The organism is Curtobacterium sp. PhB136, from assembly GCF_004346855.1.
GTDB lineage: Bacteria > Actinomycetota > Actinomycetes > Actinomycetales > Microbacteriaceae > Curtobacterium.
Genome location: NZ_SMGH01000008.1, coordinates 102515 through 120688, shown reverse-complemented (window position 1 = coordinate 120688; position 18174 = coordinate 102515). Strand labels below are relative to the sequence as shown.

The window sequence follows — 18174 nt, the reverse complement described above, 5'->3', positions numbered from 1 at the left end:
CGAACACTGCGGATCGGTGCTCCCCGACGGGGCGATCTTCTGCGGTGAGTGCGGGCGTGCGGTGAACACGGCGTCCAGCCGCCGGACCGTCGCCCCCGAGCCCGTCGATCGGGGCACCCCGCCGCCGCTCCAGCAGCCCGACCCACACGGGCGCCGGCCCGACCCTGCCGCAGAGGCGTGGCTGCCGGAGTCGACGCTCGACCCGGCGACCCGCGCGTGGCTGACCGGCGCCGACCGTCGCCGGAACGAGCCGGTTGCGCCGGTCCCGGTGCAGACGCCGGACTCCTTCGCACCGCGCTCGGCGCCGACGCACGTGCACGGTGCCGGCAGCGGACTCGGCGAGTGGACCGGGGCGCCCGACTCGGCCGACGCCGCCGACCCCGTCGATGCGGTGGACTCCGTCCAGGCGTCCGCGCCCGCTGAACCGCCGCTGGACCCCGACGCCTTCCCCGCGGAACCCGCCCTCGCCGAGGACGACCCGGAGATCACCCGGGTCGCGCCGCGTGCGGACGCGCCGCCCGTGGTGCCGTCGGCAGCCGCCCCGTCGCCCGTCGCTCCGGCTCCTGCTCCTGCTCCTGCCCCTGCTCCGGCCGATCTTGCTCCCGCAGCTCCTGCGGAGTCCGCGGTGCCGTTCTGGGCCGCACCCGAGGAACCTGCCGCCGCACCGGCGCCGAGCGCTCCGTCATGGTGGATCGGCCGCGCGACCGACGAGCCGGCCGAGGAAGCCGCTCCGGACACCGACGACTCCGCGTCGACCGACGAGGCCGCCGCGGCTCCGGCCGACGGTGCCGCCGCCGCCGCCGCCACCGCCGACGACGCGGTTGCTGCGCCCACGGAGGCGCCGTTGCCGACGGACTCCGCCGCACCCGGAGCGCCTGCTGCTCCCGAAGCGCCCGAGGCTCCTCGGGCGGGGGACACCGTGGCCGTCGAGCCGCTGATCGACCGGCGCCCACCGCGCCCCACGCCGCTGGTGCAGCCGGGATCGCAGCCGACGACGTGCCACGTGTGCGGCAGTCGACTCGAGCCGGACGACATCTTCTGCAACGAGTGCGGAGCGGTCCGCCCGGCCGTGACCGCTGCCTTCACGGGCCCCGTGGTGCCGCTGCCGATCGCCCGCCCGGACTGGGCGGCGCAGGACGACGTGGTCGCCGACGATGAGATCGTCGACGAGGTCGCGGACGACGACGAGGACGACGAGGTCGCCGAGCAGCTCGACGAGATCGTCGCGGACGAGGTGGCGGATTCGGTCATGTCCGACGCCCCGGCCGACGCCCCTGCCGACGCCCCGTCCGACGCCCCGTCCGTCGACTCGTCGGTCGACGAACCCTCGGTCCCCGCATCACCGACCGCACCGTCCTCGGTCCCCGCGCCGGACGAGTCCGGCCCGGTCCTCTCCGCGACGCCGATGGTGCCGACCGCTGCACCGCTCCCGCCGATCCCCGGCGCAGCCATGCCGGAGCTCCCGCAGCCAGCGGAGGACGCCGCGCCCTCGAGCTCCGACGCCGACGAGAGCGCCCAGCTCGACGAGGACGTGGACGAGACCCGCATCGTCACGAAGACGCCGACCCGCGCACCCTTCGTCCTGCACTTCAGCACCGGCGAGCGACTCGGGGTCCACGGCACCGGACTCCTCGGGCGCCTGCCCCGACCGGAGCCGGGCGAGCGGTTCGACGACCTGCTGACGATCCACGACCCGGGCAAGTCCGTGTCGAAGACGCACCTCGAGCTCGGGCGCGACGGGGACGACCTGTGGGTGTCGGACCGGTTCTCCGGCAACGGTTCGGTGATCCGGCACATCGACGGGTCCATCCGCCGGTGCGAGCCGGGCCGTCGCTACCGTGTCGAGCGCGGTGCGCGTGTGGACGTGGGGGAGCAGTTCTTCCTCGTGCAGTGACCCGCTCCTGCACAGGCACCTCGACGGCATCGGTTCTCCACCGGTGCCGTCGATCTGCGTCCAGGGGCCGGCGGGTGCGCTGGACTGGTGCGCATGAGGGTGGTGCTCGTCCGGAGCGTGGTGATCGTGGCGGCGGTCGTGCTCGCCGTGGTCGGGTCCGACCGGTTCGTCGGCGCCGTCGCCACGCTCGCTGCCGCCGCCTGCCTGGTGGTCATCGCCTTGCTCGTGCGGAGCGTTCCCACACACCCGGACGTCGCCGCGGTCGACGTCCGCGCACCAACCGGGTCAGCAACGTGTGCACCGCCGCCCGCCGACCCGCGTGCACTGTCGGTGGGTTCGGCGTCCGACGGCAGCCCGGTCGGGCTCGACGCGGCGACCGGCATCGTCGTCGTCGGTCGGGGCGCGCTCGCGGTCGGGGTGTTCGTGGCCCTGGCTGCCGAACTCGGTCGCTGTGCCACGGGTGACGACGAACTCCGCACGGTCGGTCCCTCAGCGGGTGCGCTGCCCGACGGAGTCGGCGTCGCGGTGGTCGTCGACCAGGCGGGCCAGCGCGTGGGGTCGGTCGTGCTGGTGCCCGACCTCCGGAGCACCCCGCGGCAGCGGTCGCCGACCATCGACGTCACGCGTTACGGGTGCGCCGTCCGCAGCGCCCCGGACGCGCGCGCGAGCACGCGGGTCCTGCCACGCCTGCCGGTCCTCGACGGCCCGGCTGCTCCGCCGTGACCGAGCGCGGGTCAGCGCAGCCCGGCACCCGGTCGGATCGCCCCGACGCGCACCCCGCCGCCGAGCACCTTCTCGCCGGTGGCCGCGAGCACGTCGGCCACGCCGTCCGCCGGGACGACACCGTTGCGTTCCAGCAGGGTCAGCGCGGCGAGGGTCCCGGCGCGGAGCGCTCCGTCGAGGACCTTGACGACGACGGCCGCCCCGCCGGGCTTCCCCATCACCATGACGCCCTCGGCGCCGAGCTTCGCGACGAGCCCGAGCCGTTCGATCGTGACGGTGTTCGCGCGGCCCACGCCGTCGATCGCCCACGCGTTCGCGAGCACCGCGTCGGTGAGCTCCGCGGAGTCGGCGTCGGCGCGCCGCACCAGGCCGGCGATGCCCCGAGCCAGGCCGGTGAGCGTCAGCGGGAACACCGGGGCGCCGCACCCGTCGATGCCGACGACGTCGACGGTCTCGCCGGTGGCGTCCTCCACGGTGGAACGCACGATGCGCTGCATCGGGTGGTCGATGTCGAGGTAGGTGGCCTCGTCCCAGCCGTTCACCCGGCACGCGGCGAGCATGCCGGCGTGCTTGCCGGAGCAGTTCATCGTCAGGCGCCGGGGCTCGGTCATGGTGCGTCCGGTGGCGCGGTCGTAGGGCATGTCCGGCGGGCACCCCAGGTCGGCCTCGACGTGGTCGAAGGACTCGAGCATGTGCTGCACGACCGCCTGGTGCGACGGCGTCCCGGCGTGACTCGCCGTGGTGAGGACGAGTTCGGCGTCGTGGAACACCGCACCGGCACGGCGGACCGCCAGCGCCTGGAACGGCTTCATCGTGGACCGCGGGTAGATGCTCGCGCCGATGTCCCCGACGGAGTCGATCACCGTGCCGCTGGCATCGACGACGACACCGGCGCCGACGTGGCGGCTCTCGTCGAACCCGGAGCGCTCGAGCACCGCCAGCTCGACGGACCCCGCTGCGGTGAGAGGATGGCGGTCGGTGCGGACATCGGTGCTTCCCGTCATGTCGACGATCGTACCGAGACCGAACGACGCCGACGGACGGCTCGGTGGCGCACCGCACGCCGACGGACGGCTCGGCACCGCACCGCACGCCGACGGACCAGGGAGTTGCCATGCAGGACCACAGCTACGAAGTCGCGATCCAGTGGACCGGCGACCGCGGGACCGGCACCAGCGGGTACCGCGAGTACGGCCGCGAGCACGTCGTCACCGCCGCGGGCAAGCCGGACCTGCCCGGCTCGGCCGACCCGACCTTCCGCGGCGACCGCGACCGCTGGAACCCGGAGGAGCTCGTCACCGCAGCGCTCGCGCAGTGCCACATGCTCAGCTACCTGCACGTCGCCGTCACCCAGGGCTTCACGGTCCTGGCGTACGAAGACCGTGCGACCGCGACGCTGAACCTCAACCGCGACGGCTCCGGCGAGCTGACCGGCGCGACGCTGCACCCCGTCGTGACCATCGCCGAGGCGGACCGGGTCGCGGACGCCGAAGCCGCCCACGCCGCCGCGAACGCCCTCTGCTTCATCGCCCGCTCCGTCGCGTTCCCGGTGCGCCACGAGCCGGTGACCCGCGTGCAGGAGACCGTCGACGCAGACGCACTCGGAGCGGACTCATCGAAGCGTGAGGCAGACTAGGTCCCCGTGAAGCGTCTCCGCCTGCTCCCGATCGCCCTCGTTCCCGTCGTCGTCCTCGGGCTCGCCGCCTGCTCCGGCTCCGGCTCGAGCGACGCCTCTGCGTCCGCCACCGCCTCTGCGAGCGCGACGGCCTCCGCGATCACCAGCTGCCCGAAGCCCGGCAAATCCTCCGCCGCGATCGACGTCTCCGGTGACTTCGGTGGCACGAAGGCCCCGACGGTCACGTTCGACAAGGGCCTGAAGGCGACCCCGCCGCAGGCCACCACCGTGATCAAGGGCTCCGGTGCGGCCCTGAAGGACGGCGACTACGTCCAGGTCGCCTACAGCGTCTACAAGGCGTCCACGGCGAAGGCGCTCGGCACGGTCGGCTTCGACCAGGGCAACGCGCAGGTGCTCTCCGTCGGCGGGACCGGCTTCGGCGCCCTGCTCGCCTGCTCGCACGTCGGCGACCGCATCGCCGCCGTCGGCGCTTCCTCGGCGCTCGGCTTCAACACGGGCGGCAACATCGTCGTCGTCGCGGACGTCATCGCGCAGACGCCGACCAAGTCCACGGGTGCGGCGCAGACCCAGGACCCGAAGCTCCCGACGGTGAAGGACAAGGCCGACGGCGAGCCGGAGATCACGATCCCGAAGGTGGACGCGCCGTCGAAGACCACGGCCGAGGTCATCAAGCAGGGCACCGGCGACGAGATCGCCGACGGCGACACCGTGCTCGTCCAGTACAAGGGCGTCCTCTACGACGGTGGCAAGGAGTTCGACTCGACGTGGTCGAAGGGTGCTCCGACGACGTTCACCGTCGCCGAATCCTCCCTGATCAAGGGCTTCGTGACTGGTCTCGTCGGTCAGAAGATCGGTTCCCAGGTGATGATCGTCGTCACCCCGACCGACGGATACGGCGCGAACCCGCGCGAGGGATCGGGCATCCCGAAGAACGCGACGCTCGTCTTCGTCGTCGACATCCTCGCCAAGGGCTGACAGAGGGGTTTCAAACAGCGGAACGGGCGGAGCATTCGGTGCTCCGCCCGTTCTGTTCGTCTGGTCCTGATGAACCGTTGTCAGCGCGAGATCTTGACCACTGTCACCGGCTTGGACCAACTCACGGCCACTCCCGCGCTGTAGTTGTACGCCGCGCCGTTCGATGCGGAGTAACTCGTTCGACGATCGCCCGCAGCGACGCGCACAATGTTCTTCCACGTGCCTGTCCTCGTGCCAGTCCCGGTGTAGCCGTAAGGCACTCCAGTGGACGAGGTCATGCAAGCGCTCGTCGTCGTGCATCCGGGAGTGACCGGAGTCAATGCACGAGTCGATGCGGTGTATGCAGCGAGGACCTCACCGGAGTCCGGATCAACGAGCGCCTGGACGTTCCCCCCGCGGTCGACGATCTTCTCGAACGCCTCCGGAGACTGCGTGCCCCGCAGCGCCGCGAGGCGCGCATCCACAATTGCGTAGCTGTTCGCTTCCGGAGCGGCTGACGCCGCCTGTGGTGCGAACACGATGCCAGCCACCACGATCCCCGATGCCATCAGTGCAACGTTTTTCGTCTTCATACTGAATGCCTCCCAATGTTGGCAAAGTTGCCTGTCGCAACGTAGCAGCAACCCGAACTCTGGACAATGGATATCGCACATCGATGATCACGGAGTGGCCGTCGAGTATCGTGTGGGACACCATGCAGACAAAGCCAGACCGCCGCCGCGTCGTCCTCCTCGGCAGCACTGGGTCGATCGGCACCCAGGCGCTCGACGTCATCGAGCGGAACCCCGACCGCTTCGAGGTCGTCGGCCTCACCGCGGGGTCCAACGCCGACCTCATGGCCGAACAGGCCGCCGCCCACGGGGTCCGCGACACCGCACTCGGCGCCCCCGACGCGGAGCGCCTCGTCCGGAGCGTCGAGGCGGACGTCGTCCTCAACGGCATCACCGGCTCGGTCGGCCTCGGCCCGACGCTCGCCACGCTCGAGACCGGCGCGACGCTGGCCCTGGCGAACAAGGAGAGCCTGATCGTCGGGGGCGCGCTCGTGCAGGCTGCCGCGGCGCCCGGCCAGATCGTCCCGGTCGACAGCGAGCACTCCGCCATCGCGCAGGCGCTCCGTTCCGGCACCGACACCGAGGTCCGGCGCCTGGTCCTGACGGCGAGCGGCGGACCGTTCCGTGGCCGTTCCCGCGACGAGCTGCGGGGCGTCACCCCGGCCGAGGCGCTCGCCCACCCGACGTGGGACATGGGCCTCGTCGTCACCACGAACTCGGCGACGCTGGTGAACAAGGGCCTCGAGGTGATCGAGGCGCACCTGCTCTTCGGCGTCCCCTACGACCGCATCGACGTCACGGTGCACGCGCAGTCGATCGTGCACTCGATGGTCGAGTTCACCGACGGTTCGACGATCGCGCAGGCCTCGCCGCCGGACATGCGTCTGCCGATCGCGCTCGGTCTGGCATGGCCGCACCGCGTGCCCGGTGTGGGCGTCCCGCTCGACTGGACGACGGCGAGCACCTGGACGTTCGAGCCGCTCGACACCGATGCGTTCGGCGCGGTCGCGCTCGCGAAGCGCGTCGGGGTGCTCGGCGGGACGTACCCGGCGGTCTTCAACGCGGCGAACGAGCAGGCGGTCGCGGCGTTCCACGCCGGTGCGATCGGGTTCCTCGACATCGTGGACACGGTCGAGCGGATCGTGGAGTCGCACACGCCGGGGGAGTCGTCCCTCGCGGGTGTGCTCGCCGCGGAGCGCTGGGCGCGCGACGCCGCCGACCGCGCGTTGGCACGCTGACCGACGGGCAGCGCTGACACGCATCTGGCCGGGAGGCTCGACCCACCACCCAGCGCACGCTCGGCTGGTTCTTTGGCTGCGTCCCGTACGCTCGTCCGGTGACCGTCGGAACCGTGCTCCTCTTCGTCCTCGGCGTGGTCGTCTTCATCGTCGGCCTGCTGATCTCGATCGGGCTCCACGAGCTCGGTCACCTCGCGTTCGCGAAGCTGTTCCGCGTCAAGGTGACGCAGTACTCGCTCGGGTTCGGCAAGGCGATGTGGTCGTTCCGTCGCGGCGAGACCGAGTACGGCATCCGACCGATCCTGCTGGGTGGCTACATCTCCATGGTCGGGATGCTGAAGCCCCGCGCCTCGGGCCGGGCGATCACGAACACCGGCATGTACAGCGCGTTCGTGCAGGACGCCCGCCAGGCCAGTGCCGAGCAGATCGCCGAGGCCGGCGGGGACGACTCCCGTGCGTTCTACCGGCTCACGCCGTGGAAGCGCATCATCGTGATGGTCGCGGGCCCGGCGATGAACCTCGTGATCGGCATCGTGCTCTTCGGCGTGCTGCTGGTCGGCTTCGGCGCCCCGACGACGACGTTCACCTCGAGCGTCGACTGCGTGCTGCCGACGACGGCGACCACGACGTGCTCCCCGAACGACGCGGTGTCCCCGGCGAAGGAAGCCGGCATCGAGTCCGGTGACGTCGTCCTGGCGGTCGGCGGGGTCGAGGACCCGACCATCACCCAGGTGTCGGACACGTTCCAGAAGGCCGCGGACAAGTCGGTCACGGTGGTCGTCGAGCGCGACGGCTCGCGGAAGACGCTCGAGGTCACGCCGGCCCTCGCCACCCGCGACGTCTACGACGCCGAGGGCAAGGTCGTCAAGAACGACGACGGCACCACGAAGACGCAGCAGGTCGGCGTGGTCGGCGTGTCGATCGGCCAGACGCTGGTGCGGCAGCCCGTGACCTCCGTCCTGCCGGCGACCGGCGCGCAGATCGCCGCGTCGGCGCACCTCATCATCGACCTGCCGCAGCGGCTCGTCGCGGTGTGGAACGCGGCGTTCGGCAGTCAGGCGCGCTCCGCCGACAGCCCGGTCTCGGTGGTCGGCGTCGGTCGTGCGATCGGCACGGTGTCCTCGATGAGCGGCGTGCCGGTGGTCGACAAGATCTACACGATCCTCGGTCTGCTCGCCTCGCTGAACATCGGGCTGTTCGTCCTCAACATGGTGCCGCTCCTGCCGCTCGACGGCGGGCACATCGCGGGTGCACTGTGGGAGGCCGTGAAGCGCCGGTCGTTCAAGCTCGTCGGCAAGGCGGACCCGGGGCCGATCGACCTCGCGAAGACGATGCCGCTGACGATGGCGGTCGTGGTGCTCCTCGCCGGGATGAGCGCGCTGCTGATCTACGCCGACATCGTCCGGCCGGTCAACCTCTTCGGCTAGCCCGCGCCGGTACCAGGACGCACGACGCCGCTACGCTCAGCCCATGAGCACAGCGCCCGAGGTCCGCACCGTCGAGCGGCAGGGCATCGACGTCATCGCCGAGTCCGAGCGGAAGGGGCGCCCGCGCGGGCTGTTCTGGCCGTGGTTCGCGGCGAACATCTCCGTGCTCGGCCTGAGCTACGGCTCGTTCGTCCTCGGCTTCGGCATCTCCGCCGCTCAGGCGACGATCGTCGCGGTCGTCGGCGTGGTGTTCTCGTTCCTGCTCTGCGCGATCGTCGCGATCGCCGGCAAGCGTGGGTCCGCCCCGACGATGGTCCTCAGCCGTGCCGCGTTCGGTGTCCGGGGGAACCGGCTGCCGTCGTTCCTCAGCTGGATCCTCACCGTCGGGTGGGAGACGTCACTGGCAGCGCTGGCGGTCCTCGCGACGTCGACGGTCTTCCGCGAGCTGGGCTGGGACGACGGTGTCGTGACGAAGCTCGTCGCCCTGGTCGTCGTCGCCGCGCTCGTGATCGGCGCGGGCATCGCCGGGTTCGACGTGATCATGCGCCTCCAGACGTGGATCACCGTCATCACCGCGGTCCTGACGGTCGTCTACATCGTGCTCGTCGCACCGTCGATCGACCTCGGCGCGATCGGGGCCCTGCCGGCGGGCAGCGCGCAGAACGTGATCGGCGCGCTCGTCCTCGTGATGACCGGCTTCGGGCTCGGCTGGGTGAACGCCGCGGCGGACTACTCGCGGTACCTGCCGCGGTCGTCGTCGACCGGTGGCGTGGTCTGGTGGACGACCTTCGGCGGTGCGCTCGCGCCGGCCGTCCTGGTCGTCGTGGGGATCCTGCTCGCCGGCTCGTCGAAGGACCTCAACACGGCGATCAGCGCCGACCCGATCGGGGCACTGACGACGCTGCTGCCGGTCTGGTTCCTCATCCCGTTCGCGATCGTCGCGATCCTCGGGCTCGTCGGCGGCGCGGTGCTCGACATCTACTCGTCGGGCCTGGCGCTCCTGAGCGCGGGCATCCGGATCCCGCGTCCGGTGGCGGCCGGGGTGGACGGCGTGTTCATGATCGCCGGCGCCGTGTACGTGGTGTTCTTCGCGACCGACTTCATCTCCCCGTTCCAGGCGTTCCTCGTCACGCTCGGCGTCCCGATCGCGGCCTGGTGCGGGGTGTTCGTCGCCGACGTCGTGCTGCGCCGGACGGCGTACGCCGAGGCAGAGCTGCACGACCGCCGTGGCCGCTACGGTGACGTCCGGTGGGGCGCGATCGGGCTCGTCGTCCTCGGGACCGCGCTCGGCTGGGGGCTCGTGACGAACACGTACGGCGTGCCGTCCTGGCTCAACTGGCAGGGGTACCTGCTGGAGCCGTTCGGCCTCGGCGGGCGGGACGGCGCGTGGGCGTACGCGAACCTCGGCGTGCTCGTGGCCCTGGTCGTCGGCTTCGTCGGCACGCTCTTCTCCCGCGGCGCGATCCGGAGCCAGGAGGCCGGGACGGTCTCGCGGGAGTCCGGGACGAGCGCGCACGAGCCGCGGACGAGCACACCGGGACCCCGGGCATGACCCAGCTGGACACCGACGACGCCTGGCTCGTCGCGATCGACATGCAGCACGTGTTCACCGGGGACAGCCCGTGGGCGACCCCGGGGTACGACCGAGCCGCAGCGGGCATCGAGCGACTCCTGCCGCGGTTCGCCGGCCGCACGGTGTGCACCCGCTTCGTCGCGCCGGTGCACCCGCAGGGTGCGTGGGTCGACTACTACCGGGACTGGCCCTTCGCGCTGGTGCCCGCGGACGACCCGCTCTACGACCTGACGGAGCCGTTCGCGGCACTGGACGGCCCCGTCGTCACCGCGACGACGTTCGGCAAGTGGGGGACGAGCCTCCAGGCCGTCGTCGGTGACCAGCAGCACCTGGTGCTCACCGGCGTCTCGACCGACTGCTGCGTGCTGTCGACCGCGTTGGCGGCGGCGGACGCGGGCGTCCGGGTGACCGTCGTGGCGGACGCGTGCGCCGGGGTCAGCGACGCGGACCACGAACGGGCGCTCGACGTGATGCGGCTGTACGGCCCGCTCGTCACCGTCGTCGACACCCTGTGAGCCAGCGCGCGGTCGTGTCGGCACGAGCGCGTAGAGTTCGAATCGTGCCCGCAGTGAATCTCGGTATGCCCAAGGCCCCCGAAACCCTCGCCCCCCGCCGCAAGTCCCGCCAGATCAGGGTCGGCAAGGTGCTGGTCGGTGGTGACGCGCCGGTGTCCGTGCAGTCGATGACCACCACACCGACGACGAACATCAACGCGACCCTGCAGCAGATCGCCGAGCTCACCGCCTCGGGCTGCGACATCGTGCGCGTGGCCGTCCCCAGCCAGGACGACGCCGACGCGCTGCCGATCATCGCGAAGAAGTCGCAGATCCCGGTGATCGCGGACATCCACTTCCAGCCGAAGTACGTCTTCCAGGCGATCGACGCCGGCTGCGCCGCGGTCCGCGTGAACCCGGGCAACATCCGCAAGTTCGACGACCAGGTCGGCGCCATCGCGGCGGCGGCCAAGGCGGCGAACGTCAGCCTCCGCATCGGCGTGAACGCCGGGTCGCTCGAACCGAGCCTCCTCCAGAAGTACGGCAAGGCCACCCCGGAAGCGCTCGTCGAGTCCGCGGTGTGGGAAGCGTCCCTGTTCGAGGAGCACGACTTCCACGACTTCAAGATCTCGGTCAAGCACAACGACCCGATCGTGATGGTCAAGGCGTACCGCCAGCTCGCCGAGCGCGGTGACTGGCCGCTGCACCTCGGCGTGACCGAGGCCGGCCCGGAGTTCCAGGGCACGATCAAGAGCGCCACGGCGTTCGGCATCCTCCTCGGTGAAGGCATCGGCGACACCATCCGCGTGTCCCTGTCGGCACCCCCTGCGCAAGAGGTGAAGGTCGGCCTGCAGATCCTGCAGTCGCTGAACCTCCGCGAACGCAAGCTCGAGATCGTCTCCTGCCCGAGCTGCGGCCGCGCGCAGGTCGACGTCTACCAGCTCGCGAACGACGTCACCTCGGGGCTCGAGGGCATGACCGTCCCGCTCCGCGTCGCCGTGATGGGCTGCGTCGTGAACGGTCCCGGTGAAGCCCGCGAAGCCGACCTCGGTGTCGCCTCCGGCAACGGCAAGGGCCAGATCTTCGTCAAGGGCCAGGTCATCAAGACCGTGCCGGAGTCCGAGATCGTCGCGACCCTCATCGAAGAGGCGAACCGCCTCGCCGACGAGATGGGCCCGGCGGCAGGGACCGGCAAGCCGCTCGTCGTCACCTCGTAGCCAGGCGCGCGAGCAGGCTCCGGCACCGCCGCTAGGCTTGCCCCGTGGTCACTCGGCTTTCGCATCTGTTCCTCCGTACGCTCCGCGACGACCCCTCCGACGCCGAGGTGACGAGCGCCAAGCTGCTCGTCCGCGCCGGGTACATCCGTCGCCAGGCCCCCGGCATCTTCGCCTGGCTGCCGCTCGGACTCCGCGTCCGCGCGCGCATCGAGGGGATCATCCGCGACGAGATGCAGGCGGCCGGTGCACAAGAGGTGCTGCTGCCGGCGCTCGCCCCGCGCGAGCCGTACGAGGCGACGAACCGCTGGACCGAGTACGGCGACGGCATCTTCCGTCTGCAGGACCGCAAGGGCGCCGACTACCTCCTCGCCCCGACGCACGAAGAGCTCTTCGCGCTCCTGGTGAAGGACCTGTACTCCTCGTACAAGGACCTCCCCGTCACGCTGTTCCAGATCCAGGACAAGTACCGCGATGAAGCGCGGCCCCGTGCGGGTCTCCTCCGTGGTCGCGAGTTCACGATGAAGGACGCCTACTCCTTCGACGTCACCGACGAGGGGCTCGACACGAGCTACCAGACGATGCGCGACGCCTACGAGCGCATCTTCGCCCGCCTCGGCCTCGAGTACGCGATCGTCAAGGCCGACGCCGGTGCGATGGGCGGCTCGAAGTCCGAGGAGTTCCTGCACCCGATCGCCGTCGGTGAGGACACCTTCGTCCGGAGTGCCGGTGGCTACGCGGCCAACGTCGAGGCCTACGTCACCCCGGTCCCCGACGCGCTGCCGATCGACGGCCAGCCTGAGCCGGTGCTGCTCCCCGCCGCCGACACCCCGACCATCCAGACGCTCGTCGACCACGCGAACCAGGTCGCCCCGCGCGACGGCGCGCCGTGGACCGCTGCCGACACGCTGAAGAACGTCGTGCTGGCGCTGACCCACCTCGACGGCACGCGTGAGGTCGTCGTCGTCGGCCTCCCCGGCGACCGCGACGTGGACCTCAAGCGCGCCGAGGTGGCGTTCGCCCCGGCCGAGGTCGAAGCCGCCGGCGACGACGACTTCCGGAAGCACAAGGGCCTCGTGAAGGGCTACATCGGCCCGCAGGTGCTCGGCGCCGACAGTGCGACCGGCATCCGTTACTTCGTCGACCCGCGGGTCGTCGACGGCACCGCGTGGCTCACCGGTGCGAACGAGCGCGGCGTGCACGTGTCCGGCCTGGTCGCCGGCCGTGACTTCGTCGCCGACGGCGTCGCCGAGGTCTCCGACGTCCGCGCCGGCGACCCGGCACCCGACGGCTCCGGCCCGCTCGAGACCGCGCGCGGCATGGAGATCGGGCACGTCTTCCAGCTCGGCCGCAAGTACGCCGAGGCCCTCGGGCTCAAGGTGCAGGACGAGAACGGCAAGCTCGTGACCGTCACGATGGGCTCGTACGGCATCGGCGTGACGCGCATCCTCGCGATCCTCGCCGAGGCGCACAACGACGAGAAGGGCCTCGCCTGGCCGAAGCACGTCGCACCGTTCGACGTGCACGTGGTCGCGACGGGCAGGGACACCACGGCCTACGACCTGGCGACGAGCGTCGTCGCCGAGCTCGAGGGCGACCGCTTCGACGTCCTCTACGACGACCGGCCGAAGGTCTCGCCCGGCGTGAAGCTCCGCGACGCCGAGCTCCTCGGCATGCCGATCGTCGTCGTCGCCGGTCGCGGAGCGGCCGACGGCATCGTCGAGCTCTGGAACCGCGCGAGCGGCGAGCGCACCGAGGTGCCGGTCGCCGAGCTGCTGGACGCGGTCCGCGCGATCTAGCGGGTGGCGTGTCGCGCACCGGTCGCGACCGAGAACACGGCCTGGAGGCTCGTGGCGGGCCCCGCCACGAGCCTCCAGGCCGTTGACGGGCACGGTCCGCGACCCGCAGTGCGGTAGTCTGGACGCCGACTTCTGCGCGGTACCAGTGCGCCGGAGCGACTCAGCTGAATACGGAGGCCCTCGGTGAAGATCGATCTCGCAGTCCTGCGACTCATGGAGCGTGAACGGGAGATCCCGTTCGAAGAACTCGTCCAGATCATCGAGTCGGCCATCCTGACCGCGTACCACAAGCACACCGCCGAGAACGGCGAGCCGGCGGACGCGCAGTCGCGGGTCGAGCTCGACCGCAAGTCCGGTGAGGTCAGCGTCTTCGTGCCGGAGCGCGACGACGAAGGCACCGTCATCGGCGAAGCCGTCGACCAGCCGAGCGACTTCGGTCGCATCGCGGCGTTCGCGGCGAAGCAGGTCATCAACCAGCGTCTCCGCGACATCGGCGACGACAAGATCCTCGGCCAGTTCCGCGGCAAGGAAGGCGACATCGTCGCGGGCGTGGTCCAGCAGGGCCCGAACCCGAAGATGGTGCACGTCGACCTCGGCACCGTCGAGGCGATCCTGCCCCCCGAGGAGCAGGTGCCCGGCGAGACCTACGCGCACGGCTCGCGCATCCGCGTGTACGTGACGAGCGTCGGCCGTGGCCCCAAGGGCCCGCAGATCATCGTGTCGCGCACGCACCCGGGCCTGGTCCGGAAGCTCTTCGCGCTCGAGGTCCCGGAGATCGCGTCCGGCGTGGTGGAGATCACCTCGCTGGCCCGCGAAGCCGGTCACCGCACCAAGCTCGCGGTCAAGGCGAACGAGCCCGGCGTGAACGCCAAGGGTGCCTGCATCGGTGAGCTCGGCGCCCGCGTGCGGGCCGTGACGACGGAGCTCGGTGCCGAGAAGATCGACATCGTGGACTGGTCCCCGGACCTCGCGACGTTCGTGGCGAGCGCGCTGTCGCCGGCGAAGGTGACGAGCGCGTTCGTGCTCGACGTCTCGACGAAGGCCGTCCGCGCCCTGGTGCCGGACTACCAGCTGTCGCTCGCGATCGGCAAGGAAGGGCAGAACGCCCGTCTCGCCGCGAAGCTCACGGGCGCGCGCATCGACATCCAGCCGGACAGCATCCTGGACGACGACGAGTCCTGATCGACATCCAGTCAGGTCGTGGGCAGCATCCTGGACGACGACGAGTCCTGATCGACATCCAGTCAGGTCGTGGGCAGCATCCTGGACGACGACGAGTCCTGATCGACCAGTCCGAGAACGCGCGTCGGACCGCGTCGGCGCACGGCGTTTCGCCCGTGGCGATGCGGATCCGGGCGCGCCGGATCGCGGTCGTCAGAGGGGAGGAGTAGAGTGGTCGCCGTCAGAACGTGCATCGGCAGTCGTCGTCGCGCGCCCCGATCCTCCCTCCTCCGAGTCGTCGCCCTTGGCGAAGACCGTGTGGTGGCGGATCCGAAGGCAGTCATGCCGGGCCGGGGAGCGTGGCTCACACCGACCGTCGAAGCGTACGAACTGGCCGTCAAGCGCAAGGCTTTCCGCCGGGCGCTGCGGCTGGAACGTGAACCGGACACGTCTGCGGTGCTCGATCACCTGCGGAGCCTGCCCGACGTGGGACCCAACCACGCGGCGCAGGACGTTGCAGAAGAGCGCCCGGACACGACAGAACAGGCTGAACGGCTTATGGACAACTGATGAGCGGCTCGAAATGAGACCCATCATCCAGTGAGTCCTGCCCCTTGACGGGGTGGGACCCGTGAAGGAGAACAGTGGCGAAACCACGCGTACACGAGATCGCAAGCGAGCTCGGCGTCGACAGCAAGACCGCACTCGAGAAGCTCAAGGAGCTGGGCGAGTTCGTCAAGGGACCGAGCTCGAGTGTCGAGCCCCCCGTGGCACGGAAGCTCCGTGCCGCACTGCAGGCCGAGGGTGCTTCGGCATCCGCGAAGCCCGCAGCCGCAGCAGCCCCCGCTCCGGCGGCGGCGAAGTCGGCCGCACCGAAGCCCGGTGGCCCGAAGCCCGGCCCGAAGCGTCCCGCTCCGGCCCCGGAGCCCGAAGCCCCCGCGCAGCCGGCCGAGAACACCGACGTGCCCGTCACGCCGGCCCCCAAGTCCGTCGCGCAGCGGCAGGCCGAAGCCGAAGCAGCGCGCAAGGCCGCTGCCGAGGAGAAGGCAGCCGCCCCCAAGGACTCCGGTGACGCTCCGAGCGCGCCGAAGAACGACGCCGTCAAGCCGGGCAGCGCGAAGCCCGCGGCGGCCGGTCCGAAGCCGGGTGGCCCGAAGCCGGGTGCCCGTCCGGGCAACAACCCCTACGCGTCCAGCCAGGGCATGGGCTCGCGCCCGCCGCGCCCCGGCAACAACCCGTACTCGTCCAACCAGGGCATGGGTCAGCGTCCCGCCGGCGGTGCCGGTGGTGGCGGGATCCCGCGTCCGCAGCCCCCGCGTCCCGGCGCACCCCGTCCGGGTGCTCCGCGTCCGGGTGGTCCCGGTCAGGGCAACCGTCCGAACGGCTTCGGGCAGCGCCCGGGCCAGGGTGGCGGCGGTCGTGGCGGCCCCGGTGGCGGTCGTCCCGGTGCCGGTGGCGGCGCTGGTGGCGGTTTCCCGCGTCCGGCGTTCAGCGGCCCGCGTCCCGCCGGTGGCGGCGGTCGTGGCCGTGGCCCCGGTGGTGGTACCGCCGGTGCGTTCGGTCGCGGTGGCGGCAAGAGCCGTGCCCGCAAGTCGAAGCGGACGAAGCGCGCCGAGTACGAGATGCGGCAGGCGCCGTCGCTCGGCGGTGTGCAGGTCCCGCGCGGCGACGGCAACACGGTCGTCCGTCTGCGTCGTGGTGCGAGCATCTCGGACTTCGCGGACAAGATCGACGCGAGCCCCGGCAACCTCGTGACGGTGCTGTTCCACCTCGGTGAGATGGCGACCGCCACGGAGTCCCTCGACGAGGCGACCTTCGAGGTCCTCGGCGAAGAGCTCGGCTACAGGATCCAGATCGTGTCGCCGGAAGACGAGGACCGCGAGCTCCTCGAGGGCTTCGACATCGACATCGACGCCGAGTACGCCGACGAGGACGACTCCGTCCTGCAGCAGCGTCCCCCGGTCGTCACCGTCATGGGTCACGTCGACCACGGCAAGACGCGCCTGCTCGACGCCATCCGCAACTCCAAGGTGGTCGAGGGCGAAGCCGGCGGCATCACGCAGCACATCGGTGCGTACCAGATCGTCGCGGAGCACGAGGGCATCGAGCGTCCGATCACGTTCATCGACACCCCGGGTCACGAGGCGTTCACCGCCATGCGTGCCCGTGGTGCGCAGGTGACGGACATCGCGATCCTCGTGGTCGCGGCGGACGACGGCATCATGCCCCAGACGATCGAGGCGCTGAACCACGCGCAGTCGGCCAACGTGCCGATCGTGGTCGCGGTGAACAAGATCGACAAGGAAGGCGCGAACCCGGCGAAGGTCCGCCAGCAGCTCACCGAGTACAACCTGGTGGCCGAGGAGTACGGCGGCGACGTCATGTTCGTCGACGTCTCCGCGCGGCAGAACATCGGCATCCAGGAGCTCCTGGACGCCGTGCTGCTCACCGCTGACGCCGGGCTCGACCTGCGTGCGAACCCCGACAAGGACGCCCGCGGTGTCGCGATCGAAGCACGCCTGGACAAGGGCCGCGGTGCAGTCGCCACGGTGCTCATCCAGTCGGGCACCCTGCACGTCGGCGACGCGATCGTCGCGGGAACGGCCTACGGCCGCGTCCGTGCGATGGCGGACGAAGACGGCAACCCGGTGACCGCCGCGACGCCGAGTCGTCCGGTCCAGGTGCAGGGCCTGTCCTCGGTGCCCCGCGCCGGTGACACCTTCCTCGTCACGGAAGAAGACCGAACCGCCCGTCAGATCGCTGAGAAGCGTGAAGCGGCCGAGCGCAACGCCCAGCTGGCCAAGGCCCGCAAGCGCATCTCGCTCGAGGACTTCACCCGTGCACTCGAAGAGGGCAAGGTCGACTCGCTCAACCTCATCATCAAGGGTGACGTCTCCGGTGCTGTCGAAGCACTCGAGCAGTCGCTCCTCGACATCGAGGTGGACGACAGCGTCCAGCTGCGGATCCTGCACCGCGGTGTGGGTGCGATCACCGAGTCGGACATCGACCTCGCCACGATCGACAACGCCATCGTCATCGGCTTCAACGTCCGTCCGGACGTCAAGGCCCGTGAGCGTGCGGCGCGTGAAGGCATCGACGTCCGGTTCTACTCGGTCATCTACAACGCACTCGAGGACATCGAGCAGTCCCTCAAGGGCATGCTCAAGCCCGAGTACGAAGAGGTGCAGTCCGGTGTCGCCGAGATCCGCGAGGTCTTCCGGTCCTCGAAGTTCGGCAACATCGCGGGTGTCATCGTCCGCTCCGGCACGATCACGCGCAACGCCAAGGCGCGCGTCATCCGTGACGGCGTGGTCCTTGCGGACGGGCTGGCCATCGAGTCGCTCCGTCGCTTCAAGGACGACGTCACCGAGGTCCGTACGGACTTCGAGGCGGGTATCGGTCTGGGCAAGTACAACGACATCCAGATCGGTGACGAGATCGAGACCACCGAGCTCGTCGAGAAGCCGCGCGACTGATCGTGTGACTACC

At 70.8% G+C, this 18174-nt stretch carries 15 protein-coding genes; 13 read left to right on the top strand and 2 right to left on the bottom strand.

The genetic code is table 11. The features are described from left to right. Window positions 1-16 precede the first annotated feature (16 nt). Window positions 17-1894, top strand: coding sequence for a hypothetical protein (locus EDF27_RS19765; RefSeq protein WP_165931511.1), 1878 nt, complete (start codon window positions 17-19; stop codon window positions 1892-1894). A 93-nt stretch (window positions 1895-1987) separates the two neighbouring features. Continuing rightward, entirely contained in the window at window positions 1988-2617 is a 630-nt protein-coding gene (locus tag EDF27_RS14515; protein WP_132049587.1) for a hypothetical protein, read from the top strand. An 11-nt stretch (window positions 2618-2628) separates the two neighbouring features. Here EDF27_RS14515 and EDF27_RS14510 read toward each other — a convergent pair whose 3' ends face one another. Continuing rightward, a complete protein-coding gene (locus EDF27_RS14510; protein ID WP_132049585.1) occupies window positions 2629-3621 on the bottom strand; it encodes an asparaginase in 993 nt (330 codons plus the stop codon). A gap of 110 nt (window positions 3622-3731) precedes the next feature. Between EDF27_RS14510 and EDF27_RS14505 the strand changes: the two genes are divergently transcribed. Both EDF27_RS14505 and EDF27_RS14500 read left to right on the top strand, forming a co-directional pair. After that, window positions 3732-4253: an OsmC family protein gene (locus EDF27_RS14505; protein ID WP_132049583.1), complete on the top strand. Its 522-nt coding sequence runs from the start codon at window positions 3732-3734 to the stop codon at window positions 4251-4253. Between the two features lie 6 nt (window positions 4254-4259). Beyond that, window positions 4260-5228, top strand: a complete 969-nt coding sequence (locus tag EDF27_RS14500; RefSeq protein ID WP_132049581.1) for an FKBP-type peptidyl-prolyl cis-trans isomerase — start codon at window positions 4260-4262, stop codon at window positions 5226-5228. Window positions 5229-5308: 80 nt separating this feature from the next. Here EDF27_RS14500 and EDF27_RS14495 read toward each other — a convergent pair whose 3' ends face one another. After that, entirely contained in the window at window positions 5309-5800 is a 492-nt protein-coding gene (locus EDF27_RS14495; RefSeq protein WP_132049579.1) for a hypothetical protein, read from the bottom strand. Window positions 5801-5922: 122 nt separating this feature from the next. Here EDF27_RS14495 and EDF27_RS14490 point away from each other — a divergent pair, with 122 nt between their 5' ends. The 9 genes from EDF27_RS14490 (at window position 5923) to infB (ending at window position 18161) form a co-directional block, all read left to right on the top strand. Next, on the top strand, window positions 5923-7017 hold the full coding sequence (locus EDF27_RS14490) for a 1-deoxy-D-xylulose-5-phosphate reductoisomerase (protein ID WP_132049576.1): 1095 nt from the start codon (window positions 5923-5925) through the stop codon (window positions 7015-7017). 98 nt (window positions 7018-7115) lie between these two features. Then, a complete protein-coding gene (locus EDF27_RS14485) occupies window positions 7116-8444 on the top strand; it encodes a site-2 protease family protein (RefSeq protein WP_207909639.1) in 1329 nt (442 codons plus the stop codon). 43 nt (window positions 8445-8487) lie between these two features. Continuing rightward, window positions 8488-9996, top strand: coding sequence for a cytosine permease (locus tag EDF27_RS14480; protein WP_132049573.1), 1509 nt, complete (start codon window positions 8488-8490; stop codon window positions 9994-9996). Then, window positions 9993-10532: a cysteine hydrolase gene (locus EDF27_RS14475; protein WP_132049571.1), complete on the top strand. Its 540-nt coding sequence runs from the start codon at window positions 9993-9995 to the stop codon at window positions 10530-10532. The genes EDF27_RS14480 and EDF27_RS14475 overlap by 4 nt, the downstream gene beginning before the upstream one ends. A 65-nt stretch (window positions 10533-10597) precedes the next feature. Continuing rightward, window positions 10598-11728, top strand: a complete 1131-nt coding sequence (gene ispG / locus EDF27_RS14470) for a flavodoxin-dependent (E)-4-hydroxy-3-methylbut-2-enyl-diphosphate synthase (RefSeq protein WP_132049832.1) — start codon at window positions 10598-10600, stop codon at window positions 11726-11728. Between the two features lie 44 nt (window positions 11729-11772). Continuing rightward, the gene (locus tag EDF27_RS14465) at window positions 11773-13524 is read left to right on the top strand and encodes a proline--tRNA ligase (RefSeq protein WP_132049569.1); all 1752 of its coding nucleotides are present in this window, start codon (window positions 11773-11775) and stop codon (window positions 13522-13524) included. A 183-nt stretch (window positions 13525-13707) separates the two neighbouring features. Then, entirely contained in the window at window positions 13708-14706 is a 999-nt protein-coding gene (gene nusA, locus EDF27_RS14460; RefSeq protein ID WP_123653584.1) for a transcription termination factor NusA, read from the top strand. A 210-nt stretch (window positions 14707-14916) separates the two neighbouring features. Further along, window positions 14917-15255: a YlxR family protein gene (locus EDF27_RS14455; RefSeq protein WP_123704276.1), complete on the top strand. Its 339-nt coding sequence runs from the start codon at window positions 14917-14919 to the stop codon at window positions 15253-15255. Between the two features lie 74 nt (window positions 15256-15329). Beyond that, window positions 15330-18161 carry a translation initiation factor IF-2 gene (gene infB, locus EDF27_RS14450; RefSeq protein ID WP_123653582.1) on the top strand — a complete coding sequence of 944 codons (2832 nt, stop codon included), beginning with the start codon at window positions 15330-15332 and terminating at the stop codon, window positions 18159-18161. The last annotated feature ends 13 nt before the right edge of the window (window positions 18162-18174 follow it).